Origin of the sequence: Pseudomonas orientalis (genome assembly GCF_022807995.1) — a bacterium.
Classification (GTDB): Bacteria; Pseudomonadota; Gammaproteobacteria; order Pseudomonadales; family Pseudomonadaceae; genus Aquipseudomonas; species Aquipseudomonas orientalis_B.
In genome coordinates this window covers 2859432-2875708 of sequence record NZ_CP094351.1, presented here as the reverse complement: position 1 = coordinate 2875708, position 16277 = coordinate 2859432, and the positions used below count along the sequence as shown (strand labels likewise).

The 16277-nt window shown below is 54.9% G+C and carries 15 protein-coding genes and 3 pseudogenes; 8 read left to right on the top strand and 10 right to left on the bottom strand.

Annotated features, from left to right (window positions below; translation table 11 throughout):
• Positions 1-482 precede the first annotated feature (482 nt).
• From MRY17_RS12760 to MRY17_RS12750, 3 genes are all read right to left on the bottom strand, one after another.
• The gene (locus MRY17_RS12760) at positions 483-2252 is read right to left on the bottom strand and encodes an SIR2 family protein (RefSeq protein ID WP_243353884.1); all 1770 of its coding nucleotides are present in this window, start codon (positions 2250-2252) and stop codon (positions 483-485) included.
• Positions 2253-2337: 85 nt separating this feature from the next.
• Complete coding sequence (locus MRY17_RS12755) at positions 2338-2913, bottom strand: hypothetical protein (RefSeq protein WP_124377935.1); 576 nt, start codon at positions 2911-2913, stop codon at positions 2338-2340.
• Positions 2914-3003: 90 nt separating this feature from the next.
• Entirely contained in the window at positions 3004-3969 is a 966-nt protein-coding gene (locus tag MRY17_RS12750) for a PIN domain-containing protein (protein ID WP_090515864.1), read from the bottom strand.
• A gap of 484 nt (positions 3970-4453) precedes the next feature.
• Between MRY17_RS12750 and MRY17_RS12745 the strand changes: the two genes are divergently transcribed.
• The gene (locus MRY17_RS12745; RefSeq protein WP_262020185.1) at positions 4454-5683 is read left to right on the top strand and encodes a HEPN-associated N-terminal domain-containing protein; all 1230 of its coding nucleotides are present in this window, start codon (positions 4454-4456) and stop codon (positions 5681-5683) included.
• 80 nt (positions 5684-5763) lie between these two features.
• On the opposite strand, the pseudogene MRY17_RS12740 reads toward MRY17_RS12745, so the two are convergent.
• Positions 5764-5892, bottom strand: a pseudogene (locus MRY17_RS12740) (AbrB/MazE/SpoVT family DNA-binding domain-containing protein); the annotation flags it as partial.
• An 87-nt stretch (positions 5893-5979) separates the two neighbouring features.
• On the opposite strand from MRY17_RS12740, the gene MRY17_RS12735 reads away from it, so the two are divergent.
• Positions 5980-6171 (top strand): DUF3800 domain-containing protein, encoded by a 192-nt coding sequence (locus MRY17_RS12735; protein WP_124377934.1) that lies wholly within the window; start codon positions 5980-5982, stop codon positions 6169-6171.
• Here MRY17_RS12735 and MRY17_RS12730 read toward each other — a convergent pair.
• Together MRY17_RS12730 and MRY17_RS12725 are read right to left on the bottom strand one after the other, a co-directional pair.
• Positions 6164-6391: pseudogene (locus MRY17_RS12730) on the bottom strand (integrase core domain-containing protein); the annotation flags it as partial. The gene MRY17_RS12735 and the pseudogene MRY17_RS12730 overlap by 8 nt on opposite strands.
• Before the next feature lie 317 nt (positions 6392-6708).
• Entirely contained in the window at positions 6709-7656 is a 948-nt protein-coding gene (locus MRY17_RS12725; RefSeq protein WP_003173940.1) for an aromatic alcohol reductase, read from the bottom strand.
• A 96-nt stretch (positions 7657-7752) separates the two neighbouring features.
• Between MRY17_RS12725 and MRY17_RS12720 the strand changes: the two genes are divergently transcribed.
• Positions 7753-8211, top strand: a complete 459-nt coding sequence (locus tag MRY17_RS12720) for a winged helix-turn-helix transcriptional regulator (RefSeq protein ID WP_003429427.1) — start codon at positions 7753-7755, stop codon at positions 8209-8211.
• Between the two features lie 17 nt (positions 8212-8228).
• Here MRY17_RS12720 and tnpC (MRY17_RS12715) read toward each other — a convergent pair whose 3' ends face one another.
• From tnpC (MRY17_RS12715) to MRY17_RS12705, 3 genes are all read right to left on the bottom strand, one after another.
• On the bottom strand, positions 8229-9758 hold the full coding sequence (gene tnpC, locus MRY17_RS12715; RefSeq protein WP_243353883.1) for an IS66 family transposase: 1530 nt from the start codon (positions 9756-9758) through the stop codon (positions 8229-8231).
• On the bottom strand, positions 9755-10174 hold the full coding sequence (tnpB, locus tag MRY17_RS12710; protein ID WP_243353882.1) for an IS66 family insertion sequence element accessory protein TnpB: 420 nt from the start codon (positions 10172-10174) through the stop codon (positions 9755-9757). The genes tnpC (MRY17_RS12715) and tnpB (MRY17_RS12710) overlap by 4 nt, the downstream gene beginning before the upstream one ends.
• Positions 10175-10238: 64 nt before the next feature.
• Entirely contained in the window at positions 10239-10448 is a 210-nt protein-coding gene (locus tag MRY17_RS12705; protein ID WP_243353881.1) for a hypothetical protein, read from the bottom strand.
• Positions 10449-10529: 81 nt separating this feature from the next.
• On the opposite strand from MRY17_RS12705, the gene tnpA reads away from it, so the two are divergent.
• From tnpA to MRY17_RS12685, 4 genes and pseudogenes are all read left to right on the top strand, one after another.
• The gene (tnpA, locus tag MRY17_RS12700) at positions 10530-10847 is read left to right on the top strand and encodes an IS66-like element accessory protein TnpA (protein WP_213627872.1); all 318 of its coding nucleotides are present in this window, start codon (positions 10530-10532) and stop codon (positions 10845-10847) included.
• Positions 10844-11179, top strand: a complete 336-nt coding sequence (tnpB, locus tag MRY17_RS12695; protein WP_243352525.1) for an IS66 family insertion sequence element accessory protein TnpB — start codon at positions 10844-10846, stop codon at positions 11177-11179. The genes tnpA and tnpB (MRY17_RS12695) overlap by 4 nt, the downstream gene beginning before the upstream one ends.
• 61 nt (positions 11180-11240) lie before the next feature.
• Positions 11241-12809 carry an IS66 family transposase gene (tnpC, locus tag MRY17_RS12690; RefSeq protein WP_243352524.1) on the top strand — a complete coding sequence of 523 codons (1569 nt, stop codon included), beginning with the start codon at positions 11241-11243 and terminating at the stop codon, positions 12807-12809.
• Between the two features lie 218 nt (positions 12810-13027).
• A pseudogene (locus MRY17_RS12685) lies at positions 13028-13341 on the top strand (hypothetical protein); the annotation flags it as partial.
• A 370-nt stretch (positions 13342-13711) separates the two neighbouring features.
• Here the strand turns inward: MRY17_RS12685 and MRY17_RS12680 are convergent.
• Positions 13712-14674: an alpha/beta fold hydrolase gene (locus MRY17_RS12680; RefSeq protein WP_206433587.1), complete on the bottom strand. Its 963-nt coding sequence runs from the start codon at positions 14672-14674 to the stop codon at positions 13712-13714.
• A gap of 169 nt (positions 14675-14843) precedes the next feature.
• On the opposite strand from MRY17_RS12680, the gene MRY17_RS12675 reads away from it, so the two are divergent.
• Positions 14844-15734, top strand: a complete 891-nt coding sequence (locus MRY17_RS12675) for a LysR family transcriptional regulator (protein ID WP_003173935.1) — start codon at positions 14844-14846, stop codon at positions 15732-15734.
• Positions 15735-16277 lie beyond the last annotated feature (543 nt).

The window sequence follows — 16277 nt, the reverse complement described above, 5'->3', positions numbered from 1 at the left end:
TCCCTTGCTGGCATCCATTTTCCGGGAACCACATCGTTTTTTTGGTGACGTCGGGATCTTGGATGCTACTCAGCAGCTAGCCGAGCGAGGCTGGCATGCTGAAGGGGAAACTGCATGGATGGCTGCAGCTAAAGCTTGATAGGCGTGATCAACCTGCTCAATCCGCAAGCTGGTCGCCGTGCTCCGGGTGCCAAGCCGAAACTGGTAGCAGGCTTGGCATTTTCAACGCATTGCACAGACCGCACGTTCAAGCCTGCGAGCTCGGCCAAGGTTTCTTGTGACCACTGGACGACCTCACGCATTTTGCGGATGAGAGCGGCGAACTCCTCAAGGTTCAGCATGCGAGGTTGGCCAGAAGTGTTGGTGTTCATTGTTGGGCTCCATCAGAGGTTGATACGGTTCATGATGAAGAAGCCGTCGATGAGACAACACTAAAGGGGTCCGATAAGCCGGCAGGCAAGGACTTGGTAGGAGTTCGGCGGCTACCAGCCCGCAGCTGATTGCAGGGCGTCCAGCACGTCCTGCAGATACTTTTCACTGCCAAAAGCAAACCCTGCTTCGAGTAGTGGCACTCGATGTTCATCCGTTGAATATTCCTGCGCCAATCGTATGATCCTGTCCTCAACTAGAGAGATCCGGCCTAGGCTGATCTGGCTAGTTTGGTTTCGCTCAATCATGCTGCTCAGCGACTCTTGGTTCACGTCTCGCAATTTCAAGAAATGAAGCAAGCAAAGGAACTCGAAACGCTCATAAAGCAGCTCTGCTGATTCAATTCCCGCAAAGTCAGGCGCCCATCGTGGGACGAGCACACCGGCAAGCCTGTTACTGAAGGGGGCCTTAGCGCGCTCCTGGCCTTCCAAGGTGTTCCAAATCTGGCGGCTGTTGCTCTCGATAAGGAAAGGTGAAAGCTCCGCATTCATCGATAGGATCCGGCCACGTCGCTGGTTCTGCAGCGGAGCATCGAACAATTTAAACAACTCGCCCAGCCGACCGGCTTTCGTCAAACCCAACCCATACCCATAAAACACCATGGCAGCGGGGTAGTGCTTTTGATCCAGCCAGCTCTTGAAACCTTCCTGGGCTTTCTGAGCCTCAGCGTACAGGGCACCGATCGCGTCTAATACCAGCTTGTGTTCGTTGTCAGATCCCCAACGTCCGATGACGGCAGCTAGCCTTACCAAGGGTTCTGTTATCGATTCATAGTCAAGAACCCAATCAATGGGCTGATGCTGGTGCCGCGTTTGACCGCCTGCAAACACAGACGCGAAGTGTCCGATCACCTTGCGCGTCTCATTACAGAACAGATCGTCCATCTGGATACGTTGTTCCGGCCGCGCGAGGAATCGTTTGGCCATTGCCACGCTCATATCCGCTCCCACCGGATTCAGCTGCCTGGACTGCTGGATGGTCTCCAGCTTGACGTTCAGCCCGGTAAAAAAGGTATTGGCATCCCCTGAGGTGATGACCACGGCTTTACGCTGATCAATCAATTCCTGGCCACGGTCGGACAACCGGCCGCGAGAGAGCCAGAACGTGGGGTACCGTCGACTAGGCGCGCGCAGAAATGCTGCCCGCAATGCATGATCCCACTCACCCGACCACCCCGCGACGATCAGACCGAACTCATCGATGATTCGGTCAAGCAACGCGTTAAAGGGTGTTGGGTACACACCCAGTTCTGCGTCAGTGTTCAGAATCCTGGCGTCTTTGTAATCACCATGGATCTTGAAGACGTAGCACTGAGAATGAGTCAGAGGCTCTGCGCCAGAAAGGGTGTCCTCGGAGCTTACGACAGTGGGTTCGATGCCCAATTCGCGTAGTGCGTTCTCCATGAGCCGATCGAAGTTCGTGGTGACGATAACGCGAATGTGGCCCGACTTGACCATTGAGGCGATCGCGCGGTGAGCCGGCGTGGGGGTCTTGAGTCCGTCCTCAAGCTCCTGAGCACTGGGCTCAAGAAAACCCTGAATGATGGCTCGACGTTCCGTCTGCGTGCTGGCGAGCTCTTCCAGCAGGACTGAGTAGTTGGGCTGTTGGCCAGTCGTATTGACATACCATTGAACCCAGTCATCTTGAGGGCGCGCGCCCGCTGCAACACCTGCGCGCTCCACCAGCTCTTTCGTGATCTCCCATCCCGTAGGAATACCCGCAGCCCGGGAAATGCCGGAGCCGACCAGGACGGCATATACCCCTTTGTTCTCGAACATCGAGAAGGCCAGCTGAGTCGTCGGATCTCCAGAGATAACGGTCATTCTATCGTCCTTAATAGCGTTCGCGCCCTGGCGAGATACAGGCGCAAAAAATGGTAAGAAGGGTGAGACTCGACTAGACGATCGATTATTGCAGTCCCATAGCCTGCTTTCTGAACGCGCCAAGGTTCGCTACCCAATTACGAGAGATAACGTGAAGCTTATTGGCAAGGTCGCGGCAGCACTCTGGTGTGAAGAGTGCCGGCAAATCCTCTTGGGCACTAACATACTCAAGAATGTTGCCATGACACAGGGTGTGCCGAACCCTTACGAGTTCCACGTTCTGGCGGGTAGGCAAATTGGTTTCGAAATCTTGCTCACCTGGAAATGCTAAGGCGTCGATTGACATGCCATTGGCCCTAGCTTGGCGCAACAGTGAGTTACTGAGCAGTGAGATATCGTCAACGTTGTCGATTGGGGCAGGGATCTTCACTTGAGCCATCGTATTGCGAAGCGAGCCCTCAATTCCGGTCAGAAATCCAGTGCAAGCCGGCAAGTAGAGTTCATGTTTCAGGGCATCATACGCCTGGATAAAAAGCCAATGGGTTTCCGCGCCCAGCGAATGCTGAAGCCAATAGCTACGCTCGTTGAAGTCCGCCTGCTGTTTTTGCAGGAAACTCTCTAGCTCTTGCTCGTTACCCGACTGCTCACGGTTGTCATTCATACTGGCTACCTCGTTTCAGCCGACTGCAATTGTGGGGCATCTGCCCCGGAACAGGCCTAGGAATCAACAGCGTACCCACGAAACAGAACATCAAAGGGTGTCGGGCTTGGAGATCCATTGCAGCACCTCGTCCACGCCAACTCGATTTGCCTGCGCACGCAGTGTTTTGCCAATTTTGAACGGTGCATCCTCTCTACAACGCTCTGCAAAGCGGACGAAATTCTTATCGGCCGATATGATGATGTCCGCATCAACTAGATGGGTCGCCAGTCGTGTGTCGCCAGGGGTGCCGGTAGTGACTTTGTGCCAAGCTTGAAGAAACTCAAACGATCCACGCAGCCATTGCCGCGGAACTGCGGCGGGGTCTAACTCGTGCAGCCATAATCGATTCATCGACTCTGGCGATGAAAGCATAGCGGGCACGTCAATTTCGCTATCGAGCCATTCTCTCACCGCACTCTCATACACCTGCAGTTCCGATTTGAACATGTGCAGACTGGGCATCCGCCAGTAATGCACGGGCTTTCCAGTCCAGCCTGGAGTGCCAGCCTCTGGGACATGCCCGACGTACTGTAGGTGTGTATCTCCGCCAGGCTTGGTTTTCTTCATGCGCTCCCTTATCGCGAACGACTGCTCCACAGCCAAGCGTTCTTCTTCGTCCCGTCGAACACTTTCATTCGTTGGTGGTGTTTCGATCTCCCGGCGCGCGCGATCCCAGTAGCCTCCGGTTCGCCTTACCCAGTCGTACCTGACCCGATTGAACTCCCTAAGGTTAGGTTCGGCTATGACCCACTCAGGTCGAAGCTTGATGATCTCTGACTTGAGCTCCGCGCATTCGCTGAACACCTCGGGCATCAGTCGCTTCCAGTCCTTTTTTGTCAGTAGCTGCAGAACCTTGCGGCGGGCTTCCGGAACCGGCAGTTGCTGTACCTCATCCACCACGGCAGGGGAGACGACAATCTCAACGTCTGCTGCCCTAGCGACCGCTGCAAGCTCACAGCCAGCATCCTCATTCGCGATGTAGCTCCAAATGTTTGTATCCAAAAAAAATCGCATCAACGCTGTCTCAATCCTAAAGTAGTAAGCGTACTACGCTGTAAAAGCCGCCAAATATTGGATCACCCTAGATCAAACATCCACTGGAATCCTTCGACTGCGCCTACCTTTCAGAAAGCGTGTCTGCGTGGTATATGCATCTGCAAACACGTCTTCGGCTGGCCCGAAAGGGGCGAGCGCTTTGGTACGCAAGAGCAGGGCGGGGAATTGAGTTTACTAAGCCATTAGGTCGGCATCGCCGCCCGCGTTCACCGCATGGAGTCGAACGTTTCGATAGATCACCGAAAAGGCTAAGCTAGGGTTCGCGACGTCGGCTATCAGCCTCAGAGGTTTTGGTCAGTCGCCGCAGCATGGATAGAGTGATGCCCGCGATTTCCCCCTTACTACTTGAAGGCCGATTAGGACTCCCCGATTTCGAGATCCTCTAAGTTTCTGCGTCGGCAAAGCCAGCAGATTAGATTCACTACAGAATGAGATTACCGGGATGGGCAGAGTCCAAAGGATGCGGGAAGAGGAAATGGAGCGCGGCTATTCGAGCGTTGAGGATACCTATGTATGCGAGAGGTGCATTCAAGACGCTGGGCTGAAAAAATTCGTAAGGAGACATCGTAGTCCCGGTACCTGCTCCTACTGCGATAGATCAGTCAAAGTGTCCGCCATGGATAATGTGATAGAGCACGTGGTGAACAGCCTCTGCTTGGAGTGGGGCGATCCAGCCAATGAAGGACTTCCCTACGAGACCCGAGAAGGTGGGTGGCAAGGTAATGTTTACAACATTTATGAGCTGCTTTACGACGTAGGCCCCGATTGCCCAGAAGAGATTCTAGATACAATTGCCGGGTCAATTCATGACACCGGATGGTGCGAGAAAGACCCGTATTCTCTCCCTCTTCACAAGATATTGGTCTACGGCTGGCAGAGCTTCAGTAAATTCATCACTCACACCGCGCGGTTCGTCTTTTTCAGGGCGGTCAACCCAGCATACGATCGTGACCAGCATGACGAAATGAACCCGGTTGACATCCTGGAGACCTTGGGCCGGGTTGTGGGAAGTCTAGGTCTTATTGATACGGTTCCGGGCGGGAAAAAAATTTATCGCGTTCGGATCGTCGACCAGGACGAGTTGATAACGCAGGCCAAGGATCTTGGCCCACCTCCAGCCGAACGAGCAAATATGCCTAATAGGATGAGCCCAGTAGGCATTCCGATGTTCTATGGTGCATTTGATCTCAATACAGCCATTCGTGAGATTTACGAGCCTGACAATGCGAAGGGGAAGAAGGTCGCCTCGGGCGAGTTCACTGCTCTTCGAGATCTTAGAGTGGTGGATCTATCGAAGTCGCTTCCTGTTCCCAGCCTCTTCGATCCAACACTCCAGAAGCTGCGTAACTATTACCGGTTCATGAATAACTTTATCGACGATTTCACCAAGCCAATTGAGCGTAGTGATAGAGCACACGCTGAGTACGTGCCCACCCAAGTGGTGACAGAGTATTTTCGACATGTGTATCGGACTGGAGATGGAGCTCAGATAGACGGAATCATCTACCCCAGTTCAAAGACTGGGCAGAAGGCGATCGTGATTTTCGCTGACTCTACTGCATGCACTGATGCCGAAGAAACGCAGGGAAGTGGAGCGCTTCTGAGGTTGGACAGGGCGGTCGATGTCAGCTTGGATGTATATGCAAATGTTGAAAACATCGAAATTTTTTGACCAGAATAGGCGTTTTGCGCTGGTTGATAATGCCTGGAGTCTGGTGCGCCGGAGCTTCAAGGAAGCGCATTGTGGTCGTCTCATTTATTCTTAGCGTTGCCGAGCTGTCCGCTATCCCATGCTTCCGTGAGTTCGTCTATCCGATCCGCGATCTGAGGCTTTTTCGATAGGAAAAGGCAGCGTGTGTTGCCGAAAAATTCCTCCACCAGACTAGCTGACTATATGGCTGCGGCCGGCTGGAACTCAGGTAACATGCGAGTCGCGGCGCATTGCGCTTTGACTGATGGAGTAGTTGCGTGGGAAGGACGTTCGCATTCGTCGATGAGTCTGGCAATCATGACCTGGATACGTCGAAATCGGGAAGCTCTGGCTTCTTTGTGATCTGCTCGATCATCATAGCCGAGAAAAATCTGTTGGGGGCCTACGAGCGAGCAGAAGCGCTGCGCTTACAGCACTTTCAAACGGGTGAGATTGTAGTGGTCAACTAATCCCGGACACGACGTTAAGTTTTTTCTCGGCCTGAGGCGGGGCCAGCCCATCGTTGAACTGGTGCGGTCGAATCCAGTTGTACCGATGCATCAGGTAATGATTGATGTCTCGGTGCGCTTCGTGAGCCGTCATGTAGCCCACACTCGCTACCCATTCAGTTTTCAAACTGCGAAACACGCGCTCTATTGGCGTATTATCCCAACAGTTTCTACGACAACTCGTAAGCGTCCGGCAGACACACCTTGACCACACCATTCTCCCCCGTGCTCCTCAAAACCACGCTCATTTGCAAGGCTTTAGTAAGCGCTTGGTTAAGTCACCGTGGTTCGGAATTCGCGCTTAGAAAACTCAATAGATAGTGAAGTGGGACGCCTCAGACCTCGGCAGATGGTGCGGATAAGATAAAGATTCGGTCGTCTTGGATTACCAGACCCATTCTCCGCGCCTTAGCTTCGGTTATCAGCGCCCATTATCAGACTGAGGAGCTTTTTAGCAGGTCAACTCCGAGCGCGAGAACGTTCGTTCAGCTACTGCCCTTATGCTGATGAGGTTGCCAGATTTGCACGGGCCCACTCCTCAGCGGTCGTGACTTGAGTCGACTGCTGCGCGTTGAAAGTGCCTGCTTTAGGCCAGGCCACGCCTCTGCCCTGGGCGAACACAGCGCGGTACTTCTTGATGTGATGCGTTGGGTCTCTCTCCAATTCTTGGAGCAAGTACGGAACAGTCCACACGTTACGTTTGAACGGGCGACCCAGTACACGTTCGAGGAGGCTCGCAACCTCTCCGTACGTCACTGTATCTCCCGAGAGGTACACAATCTGATCGCGGAAGCGAGGTTCGAAGAAAACAATTTCCGCTGTCAACGCACCAATGTCTTCTGGAGTCGTGAGCGTCACGCTGGTCTCAAGACTGCCTAGCGCGTTCACGGTATCGTTTTCGAAGTCAACCACCTCGAATACTGGCTCGAATAGAAAGCTGGTGAACATACCCGTCGAGATGATTACCCATTCAGTTTTATCCTGGGCGCGAAGCAATTCGCGTACATCAAGCTGAGCATCGAACAGATCTTGAGGACTGCCCCGACCGATTACCTCGAAGTCGACACCAAACTGCCAAGGAAAGTAGCGCTTCACACCGGACTTGAGAGCTGCTGTAGCCAGCTTCATCGGGGTTTCCCGGCCTGCAACCATGCCTGCGCAGCCTATTACGGTATCGAACCGTGCGAACACTTCAGCCAACTGATCGATTGAATTATTCACGAGATCTGCGGCCACCATCTGGATGCCAAGATCTCGAAGCTCATCGATTTCGACCTTTTTCTCGGGCACCTGAGTGTTGATGGTCGAATCCCTGAGCAGGACGCTGATTGTGGAGCCGGGCGCGCGCTTTGCTACTCGCGCAAGATTGCGCAGAACCGGCAGCCCAAGCTCACCGGCGCCTAGAACGAGAATGGATTGGGGGGAAAGCTGGGTCACTTCGGTCATGATTTCTCCTGAGACCTGTTGCCTGTAAGATGAACAAATGCTTGCACGATTAGGCAACGTTCGTAAGAAGGCACACCTGTGATACCAGAGAATGAAATGACCGATCAGGAGGCTCTCAGCCAGGCAGAAACAATTTGCCGAACGCTTAGAGAAGACGATGATGGCGTCAGACGAGAAGTGCTTGCTCACGCAGGTAGCCGCTGGTCGTTAGGTATTCTGCATGCCCTGGGGGTTTACGGCACGATGCGCCATGCCGAAATAAAAAGGCAGATGACTGGGGTGACTCAGCGGATGTTAACCAAGACGCTACGCTCCATGGAGCGGGATGGGCTAGTGGTTCGGCGGGAGTTCGGTGAGATTCCGCCACGTGTCGAGTATGAGCTGACGCCGCTGGGTATGGGACTGTTGATCCGCATGTCACCTATCTGGACTTGGGTTGTCGAGAACGTTGAGGATTTCCGCAAGGCGCGGCGTATTTTCGACAGTCAGGATGACAAAAAACCCGCATGGCAAATACCTCCATCGACACCATTAGATTCAGACGCGTCGGACTGAATGTAGCTCATAGCGTGTTAGGAGCCCTGTGCCCATTGATGCGGTAGTAATTGGTCAATTGCACTGGCCCTCTGTGTCGGCAACCGCGTCAGTACATCCTTGAGATACGCGAACGGATCATGCCCATTCATGCGTGCCGATTGAATCAAGCTCATAATTGCCGCCGCTCGTTTACCGCTGCGCAGTGATCCGGCGAAGAGCCAATTCGAACGGCCAAGGGCCCAAGGCCGGATCGTATTTTCGACCCGATTGTTGTCGATGGGCACAGCACCATCATTGAGGTAGCGCGTCAGCGCTACCCAGCGTTTCAGGCTGTAATCCAGAGCCTTGGCTGTGGCCGAGCCCTCGGGCACAAGTTCGCGCTGAGCCAGCATCCATTCATGCAACTTCTCCGCGATAGGAATCGCCATTTCTTGACGTAATCGCCAGCGATCTTCATCGCTCATCTCTTTGGCCTTTCGTTCAACCTCGTATAGGCCGCCGATTGAGTGCAGCGCCTGTTCGGCCAGTTGGCTTTTGTTCGCCACATGCAGGTCGAAGAACTTGCGGCGAGCATGGGCCATGCAGCCGATTTCGGTGATGCCCCCTTCGAAGCCGGCCTTGTAGCCTGCGAAGCCATCGCAGACCAGCTTGCCGTTCCAAGTGCCCAGGAAGTTGCGCGCATGTTCGCCAGCACGGCTCGGGCTGAAGTCGTAGACTACCGCCTTCAGTGCCGAGAATGGTGTCGTGCAGTAGGCCCAGACATACGCTCGGTGCGTTTTCTTTTCACCCGGTGCCAGCATCTGCACGGGTGTTTCATCGGCATGGACGACTCGCTGGGCCAGCACTGCCTCGCGCAGTGCTTCCACGAGCGGTTGCAGTTGTACGCCGGTTTGACCCACCCACTGCGCCAGTGTCGAACGGGCGATGGGCAGCCCGGCGCGGCCGAAGATTTTCTCTTGGCGATACAGCGGCAGATGGTCGGCGAACTTGGCCACCATGATGTGGGCCAGCAGGCCTGCGGTCGGGACGCCTTTGTCGATGACGTGCGCCGGTACCGGCGCCTGGATTAGCGTTTCACACTGCTCGCAGGCCCACTTTCCACGGATGTGACGCTCGACGGTGAATACGCCGGGCGTGTAGTCGAGCTTTTCGCTGGCATCTTCGCCGATGCGCTTGAGGGCGCAGCCGCACTGGCAGTGGCTGTTGTCCGGTTCGTGATGGATCAGTGTGCGAGGAAACTGCGGTGGCAGCGGTGCGCGCTTGGGTTGCTGGCGCACTTTGGCTTCGACAGGTGCCGGTTGCAGCGCCTCAAGTTCGGCTTCGATAGCGGCGATATCCGTATCGATCAAGTCGTCGAGCAGGCTGGCTTGATCCGGGCTCAACTGCTCGCTGCGCTTGGCAAGCTTGAAGCGTTTGAGCAGCGCGATCTCGTGGGCCAGTTTCTCGTTGACCGACTTGTGATGAGTGATTTGCTTGTCCATTGTCTCGACGCGCTGGATCAACTGCGCCGCCAGGGCACGCAGTTGTTCAGGGTTTAATTGATCGAGATTTGGATGCAAAGTCATGCCGCCGATTTTGCCAGAGAGGGCTGATGGCGACGATAGACTGATGGGCCAATTGCGCTGGCAAGCACGCCATGGCAGATGTTAAGCATCGAGATGATTCCGCCTGCACCGACGCGCTGCCAAGGTAAACCGAGCACCAGGGCCTGAAGTTGCTCGGCATCCAACTCAACTTCGGAGCCGTGTCGCACACCCGGCCAGAAGAAGCGTCCTTGATTCAAACGCCGGGCGGCAAGCCAAATCCCCACGCCGTCATGCACCAGCACTTTCATTCGATTGGCGCGGCGGTTGGCGAACAGATAGGCACAGTGCGGCTTCGCCGCACCGAACACCGCCACGACTCGTACGAGCGCGGTTTCAGTGCCGGCGCGCATGTCCATGGGCTCGGTGGCGAGCCAGATGGAATCGACGCGGATCATCGCAGCAGGTCTCGTAGGAAAGCAGAACACGCCGCTGCATTTTCTGCTGGCCAACTCACCACGACTACACCTTTGGATGCGGCACTTCGATTCGGATCGTGGCAGGAAGGGCCTGATGCATCGGCACCGGCGGCGAAGTCTTGACCGGGATGAAGGCAGTTTGCAGTGCCAGGTTTTTCTGCGCATGCACCCGAATCCATTTACGGACGAGGTTTGCATTGAGGTTGTGGGTCAAGGCGACATTGGCAATTGAAGGTAAGGGGCCGGCGAACACACCTTCCGACCTTGGCCAATAAGGGTGATTGTGTCCGCGTAATTTTAAGCGGACGCAATTACCCTTAATGTCAGGATCGCCATGCGTGAACGTAAGTCCTATTCAAAATCCTTCAAAGCCCAGGTCGTCCACGAGTGCCAGCAGCCTGGTGTTTCCGTGGCGGCTATTGCGATGAGTCACGGTATCAACGCTAATGTCGTGCGCCGTTGGCTACCGCTTTATCGTGATCAACAGACAATCGCGCTGCCAGCTTTCATTCCTTTGAAAGTCGAACCACAGCGAAAAACCGAAGCGTTGGCGATCATCGAGTTACCACTTGGCCAACAAACGCTCACGGTAAAGTGGCCAACTTCCGATCCCGAAGGATGCGCCCGATTCATCCGTGGGCTCGCTCAATGATCCGCATCGACTCCATCTGGCTCGCCACTGAACCGATGGACATGCGAGCGGGCACCGAAACCGCATTGGCCAGAGTGATCGCGGTGTTCGGTGCGGCGAAGCCGCACTGTGCTTATCTGTTCGCCAATCGCCGAGCCACACGGATGAAAGTGTTGGTGCATGACGGCTTCGGTATCTGGCTGGCTGCTCGCCGCTTGAATCAAGGCAAATTTCACTGGCCTGGCATTCGTCATGGCTCTGAAATGGAACTGGATACCGAGCAACTTCAGGCGTTGGTGCTGGGCCTGCCATGGCAACGCGCGGGCTCCGGCGGCGCGATCACACTGCTTTAGCGGCTGCCATTAGCCTATCGGTCTATCGCCGCGAATAGTCTGGTCTGGCAAAATCGGCACCATGACTTCGCTCCCCAATCTCGATCACCTGACCCCTGAACAACTGCGCGCTTTGGCGGCGCAGTTGATACAGCGTGTCGAGACACTCGACCAGCAAGTCGAGACGATGGGCAAGACGGTCGAGACCATGGGCAAGAAGATCAACCGCGATCAAACGGTGATCGAGAAGCTGACCCACGAAATCGCCCAGCTCAAGCGCTTGAAGTTTGCCAAGCGCAGCGAGCAGATGAATCCTGAGCAGGCCAGCTTGCTCGATGACCTGATCGATACCGATATCGCGGCGATTGAGGCCGAGCTTCAAGCCTTGCAAACCGCGCCAGCGGCGACCGAGAAAAAGCAAAAGCCCAAGCGCACCGCGTTGCCGGCAGAGTTTCCACGCACGCTGATCCATCACGAACCGGACAACACCCACTGCCCATGCGGCTGCGCCCTCAAGCGCATCGGTGAGGACGTCAGCGAGAAGCTGGACTACACGCCCGGCGTGTTCACCGTCGAACGCCATGTCCGTGGCAAGTGGGTATGCGATGAGTGCGAAACGCTGATCCAGGCACCCGTTCCGGCACAGGTCATCGACAAGGGTATCCCGACCGCCGGGCTGCTGGCCCACGTCATGATCGCCAAGTTTGCCGACCACCTGCCGCTTTACCGCCAAGAGTCGATTTTCGGTCGAGCGGGCCTGGCGATTCCACGTTCCACTTTGGCTCAATGGGTTGGCATTACCGGCGTGCAGTTGCAGCCCTTGGTTGACGCGCTGCGCGATGTGGTGCTTGGGCAGCAGGTCGTCCACGCTGATGAAACACCGGTGCAGATGCTTGCGCCAGGCTCGAAGAAAACGCACCGTTCCTATGTTTGGGCCTACGCCACCAGCCAGTTTTCGGACGTGGCAGCGGTGGTTTATGACTTCAGCCCCAGCCGCGCCGGAGAACATGCTCGCAACTTCCTGCAAGACTGGAAGGGCAAACTGGTGTGTGATGACTTTGGCGGCTACAAGGCCAGTTTCGAACTCGGTGTGACCGAGATCGGCTGCATGGCCCATGCCCGGCGCAAGTTCTTCGAATTGCACGCCACCAACAAGAGCATGCTCGCCGAGCAGGCCCTGCGCTACATCCAGTTGCTGTACGAAATCGAGAGCGAAGTCCGCGATCTGGAGCCGGATTTACGGCGCCGAATACGGCAAGAAAAAGCCGTCCCGGTGATGGATAGACTGCATACCTGGATGATCGCCCAGCGCGACCTCGTGCCTGAAGGTTCGGCTATTTGCAGAGCACTGGATTACAGCCTGAAACGCTGGGCAGCGCTGTCGCGCTACCTCAGTGATGGGGCGGTACCTATTGACAATAACTGGGCAGAGAACCAGATCCGGCCGTGGGCGCTGGGACGCAAAAACTGGCTCTTCGCTGGATCGCTGCGTAGCGGCAAACGAGCGGCGGCGATCATGAGTCTGATCCAGTCTGCGCGGCTGAATGGCCATGATCCGTATGCCTATTTGAAGGATATCCTCATGCGTTTGCCGACGCAGCGGGCGAGTGAGATCGATCAGTTGCTGCCGCATAAGTGGCAGCCGGTCTAATCACGCAAGGCGTGATGCCCGGACGCATACAATTGAAGTGTCAGGATGGGCGCACTCAGTAATGACCTGGGCCTTGAAGGACTTGGAATAGGAACGGCGTTCTTGTGGCATGGGCGTCCGCTTAAAAAGGCTAAAAATGGTGTCCACTTAAATTTAGGTGGACACCATCGCCTTAACCGATGGCATCAGGAAGATGTGTTGCTCGGACGGTTACGTTCAGCCGGTCGCACCATATGAGTGATCAACTACCCAAACTCTTCTTTACCGACGACGACTCTACCGGCGTCTTGCTGGGAGCCCCTGAACCGGATTTCCCTACCCGACTGGATGACATGCCTTATCCCCGGTCAGATTGGTTCCTGTGGCATTGATCACAACGTCGGAGCTTGAATACGTTCGTGATGGCGGACAAGGAGCACGCGAGGATCTGGTAAGCCGTTTGCAGGCTGCGGACATCGGCCATATGAGCAGCCTGCATCGTTTTGCACCGCGCAGCTCTCGAAAGCTGGCGAAGCGAACGGCAGTTTTTTAACTCTTATGGCAGCTTTGGGTCGTTTACTGACTCTCACGATGTGCAGAAAACGGCCGATTCTGTTGAAAAAGTAGGCCTTGGTTTCCACTGCAGAAAAGTACGCGTCTGAGATTGAAATCCTCATTTTTGGTTGAGGCTTCCGGGCTCAGACTTCACGTAGCAACGTGCAAAAGTTGCATTTTCCACGGTCAATATCCGGGCAGTTTGAGCGGAGCGACTTTTTCAACACAATCGGCCAAAAGGAGTCAGTCAAATGTTTCTACGAAGCTAGGGGCTATTCAGTCACGTAACACACCACACCCTAAGGAGTAAGTAGAGAGGACCAGCAACAGCGAGCGCACCGTGCGCCGTTGCACATGTGCGACGGAGCTTATTTTTGCGGCACCACATTCCGGTCTAGGAAACGGTGGATTTCGCCACTGATCTCGTTCAAGTGTGTTTCCAGTGCGAAGTGCCCGGTATCGTAGAGATGTACCTCAGCTTTGGGAATATCACGCTTGAACGCGTTCGCTCCTGCCGGGAGAAAAAACGGATCGTTCTTTCCCCATACGGCCAACATCGGCGGCTGATATTTGCGGAAATATGCCTGGAACTCGGGGTAGCGCTTCACGTTGGTCGCATAGTCTCCGAACAAATCCAACTGGATTTCATCGTTACCTGGTCGCGACACGAACGCGTAATCCAAGGTGTAAGTTTCCGGTGCAACCCTGTCAGGGGCCGCTACGCCATGCGTGTATTGCCACTTGATTGATTCTGGCTTGAGCAACTCGCGCAATGCGTTGCGGTTCTCGGCATTGGGAGCGTTCCAGTAACGTTGAATAGGGTTCCAACCCTCGCTGAGGCCTTCAACGTAAGCGTTGCCGTTTTGGCTGATGATTGCGGTGATTCTATCGGGGTGTGCGACGGCCATCCGCCAGCCTACAGGCGCACCATAGTCGAAAACTTGAAGCGCGTAGCGCTTCAGCGCAAGCGCTTCAGTAAACCCGTCCATGGTTTTGGCGATGTTGTCGAACGTGTATGAGTACTTCGCGCGATCAGGGCTGTCCGAGAATCCAAAACCCGGGAAGTCGGGGGCAATCACGTGGTAACGGTCCGCCAGCTTCGACATCAAGTCGCGATACATGAAGGATGAGGTAGGGAACCCATGAAGCAACACGATGGTTGGCGCCGAAGGGTCGCCCGCTTCCCGATAGAAGATGCTGACCCCTTTTACCTCGACAAAATGGTGTTGGACGTCGCTTGCGCTTTGACGGCTAATGTCCGCCGCTTCGACTCCTGCGCTGAGAAGCGCTGCACTGAGGGCCGTTGCCGTTAATAAACTTTTAATGCTCATACAAACTCCTTGGACACTGAATGAAAAAGATAAGTGGTCTATCAGGCGGTGAGTTCATGGCTTGTCGAGCGTCAGGCGCACCCACTTGATAAGGCTATATTGACTGTTTCAATAAACCTGCATAATCAGAGAATATCGGTAATCTCTCTACCAAATATTGGAACATTCCATGGACAGATTTGAGGCAATGAAGCTGCTCGTGGCTGCGATTGATGCTGGCAGCCTGACGGCGGCCGGCCGGCTAGCCGACATCCCCCTTCCCACCATCAGCAGGAAAATTTCTGACCTGGAGATGCTGATAGGTAGCCGCTTATTGATTCGAACCACGCGCAGGCTCTCGTTGACTGATGCAGGGGTGGCTTACGTGGCTGCGGCGCGCCGAATATTGGAGCAGTTGGAGGTGGCCGAACGCGAAGCTGCCGGAGAATTCATTGCCCCCAAAGGCGAGCTGGTCCTGACCGCGCCAATCATGTTCGGTCGGCTGCATGTGCTGCCGATCGTCAACGCGTTTTTAGGGGAGTTTTCCGAAATCAACATTCGGCTTTTGCTTTCAGATCGCAACGCGCACCTCGTTGACGACCACGTGGACATGGCGGTGCGCATCGGAACACTCGCTGACAGCGGCATGATCGCCACTCAGGTGGGGGCCATGAGAACTGTAATTTGCGCCAGTCCCAGGCTGCTGGAAGCGTATGGAAGACCTGAATGTCACGCAGATCTGCAGCATTTGCCAACCGTGCGACTTGACGCCCCTATGCCTTTTCAACACTCAAAAGATGGCGTGACAGAATCAACGAGGCGGATTACACCGCGCTTATCGGTGACGACCGCTGAAGCCGCAGCGCAGGCTGCCATTGATGGCGTTGGAGTCGTTCAGTTATTGCACTATCAAGTCGCGGAAGCGGTCAGCGAGGGACTGCTGGAGATTGTGCTGGATAAATATGAGCCTTTGTCGGCGCCTATCAACCTGATTCACATGTCACCTGGGCAAATGCCCCTGAAAATGAGGCGATTTCTGGATTTTGCTATTCCTCGGTTTCGTCAACGGCTGGATCAGTAAACTCAGCGATGGAGTGCGTATTCAATAGTGGCTCGCAGCCTTGCGCAGCGGGCAGCCGCGAGAAAGCAATAGGACACGCCAACTACGTGGGCTCAGGTCTAGAAACCTCTAAGCTGGCTATTGTTATTTTGGCTTTAGTCGCCGGACAACCAGTCGACGAAAAAAGCCATTGCCGAAGGCTGGCCCCCCCTCGTCATGTTGATGGCTGCAATCGCGGGAATTTGTCATTTTCCACAAGGTGGTTAAGAACAAAATCAAAAGACTGGAACCTCAACCACAGGTACGATAACGACCCAAGCCGATAGGCTCCGAAGGTTTAGAAATTGTTCATGGCATTCATTGCTACCTGCGTTGTATCCCTATTATTTTGGACTGTTGTTTCAGTAATCACAGGGGCTGAGGAGCCTTGGGACCTGGCTAGTTACTGGACGATTATCTATCCCGCTGCGCTAGCGCTGTCAGTAATCCTTGGGGCAGCACTAAGAAGCTCACAATGGTCCGCAGGCGGCATCGTAATGCTCTCTCAGGTCCCAGTAGTCTTGG

Excerpts from the sequence above, each read along its gene's own strand:
- MRY17_RS12760 (WP_243353884.1), bottom strand. The coding sequence starts at position 2,252 with ATGACCGTTATCTCTGGAGATCCGACGACTCAGCTGGCCTTCTCGATG.
- MRY17_RS12755 (WP_124377935.1), bottom strand. The coding sequence starts at position 2,913 with ATGAATGACAACCGTGAGCAGTCGGGTAACGAGCAAGAGCTAGAGAGT.
- MRY17_RS12750 (WP_090515864.1), bottom strand. The coding sequence starts at position 3,969 with ATGCGATTTTTTTTGGATACAAACATTTGGAGCTACATCGCGAATGAG.
- MRY17_RS12745 (WP_262020185.1), top strand. The coding sequence starts at position 4,454 with ATGGGCAGAGTCCAAAGGATGCGGGAAGAGGAAATGGAGCGCGGCTAT.
- MRY17_RS12725 (WP_003173940.1), bottom strand. The coding sequence starts at position 7,656 with ATGACCGAAGTGACCCAGCTTTCCCCCCAATCCATTCTCGTTCTAGGC.
- MRY17_RS12720 (WP_003429427.1), top strand. The coding sequence starts at position 7,753 with ATGACCGATCAGGAGGCTCTCAGCCAGGCAGAAACAATTTGCCGAACG.
- tnpC (WP_243353883.1), bottom strand. The coding sequence starts at position 9,758 with ATGACTTTGCATCCAAATCTCGATCAATTAAACCCTGAACAACTGCGT.
- tnpB (WP_243353882.1), bottom strand. The coding sequence starts at position 10,174 with ATGATCCGCGTCGATTCCATCTGGCTCGCCACCGAGCCCATGGACATG.
- tnpA (WP_213627872.1), top strand. The coding sequence starts at position 10,530 with ATGCGTGAACGTAAGTCCTATTCAAAATCCTTCAAAGCCCAGGTCGTC.
- tnpB (WP_243352525.1), top strand. The coding sequence starts at position 10,844 with ATGATCCGCATCGACTCCATCTGGCTCGCCACTGAACCGATGGACATG.
- tnpC (WP_243352524.1), top strand. The coding sequence starts at position 11,241 with ATGACTTCGCTCCCCAATCTCGATCACCTGACCCCTGAACAACTGCGC.
- MRY17_RS12680 (WP_206433587.1), bottom strand. The coding sequence starts at position 14,674 with ATGAGCATTAAAAGTTTATTAACGGCAACGGCCCTCAGTGCAGCGCTT.
- MRY17_RS12675 (WP_003173935.1), top strand. The coding sequence starts at position 14,844 with ATGGACAGATTTGAGGCAATGAAGCTGCTCGTGGCTGCGATTGATGCT.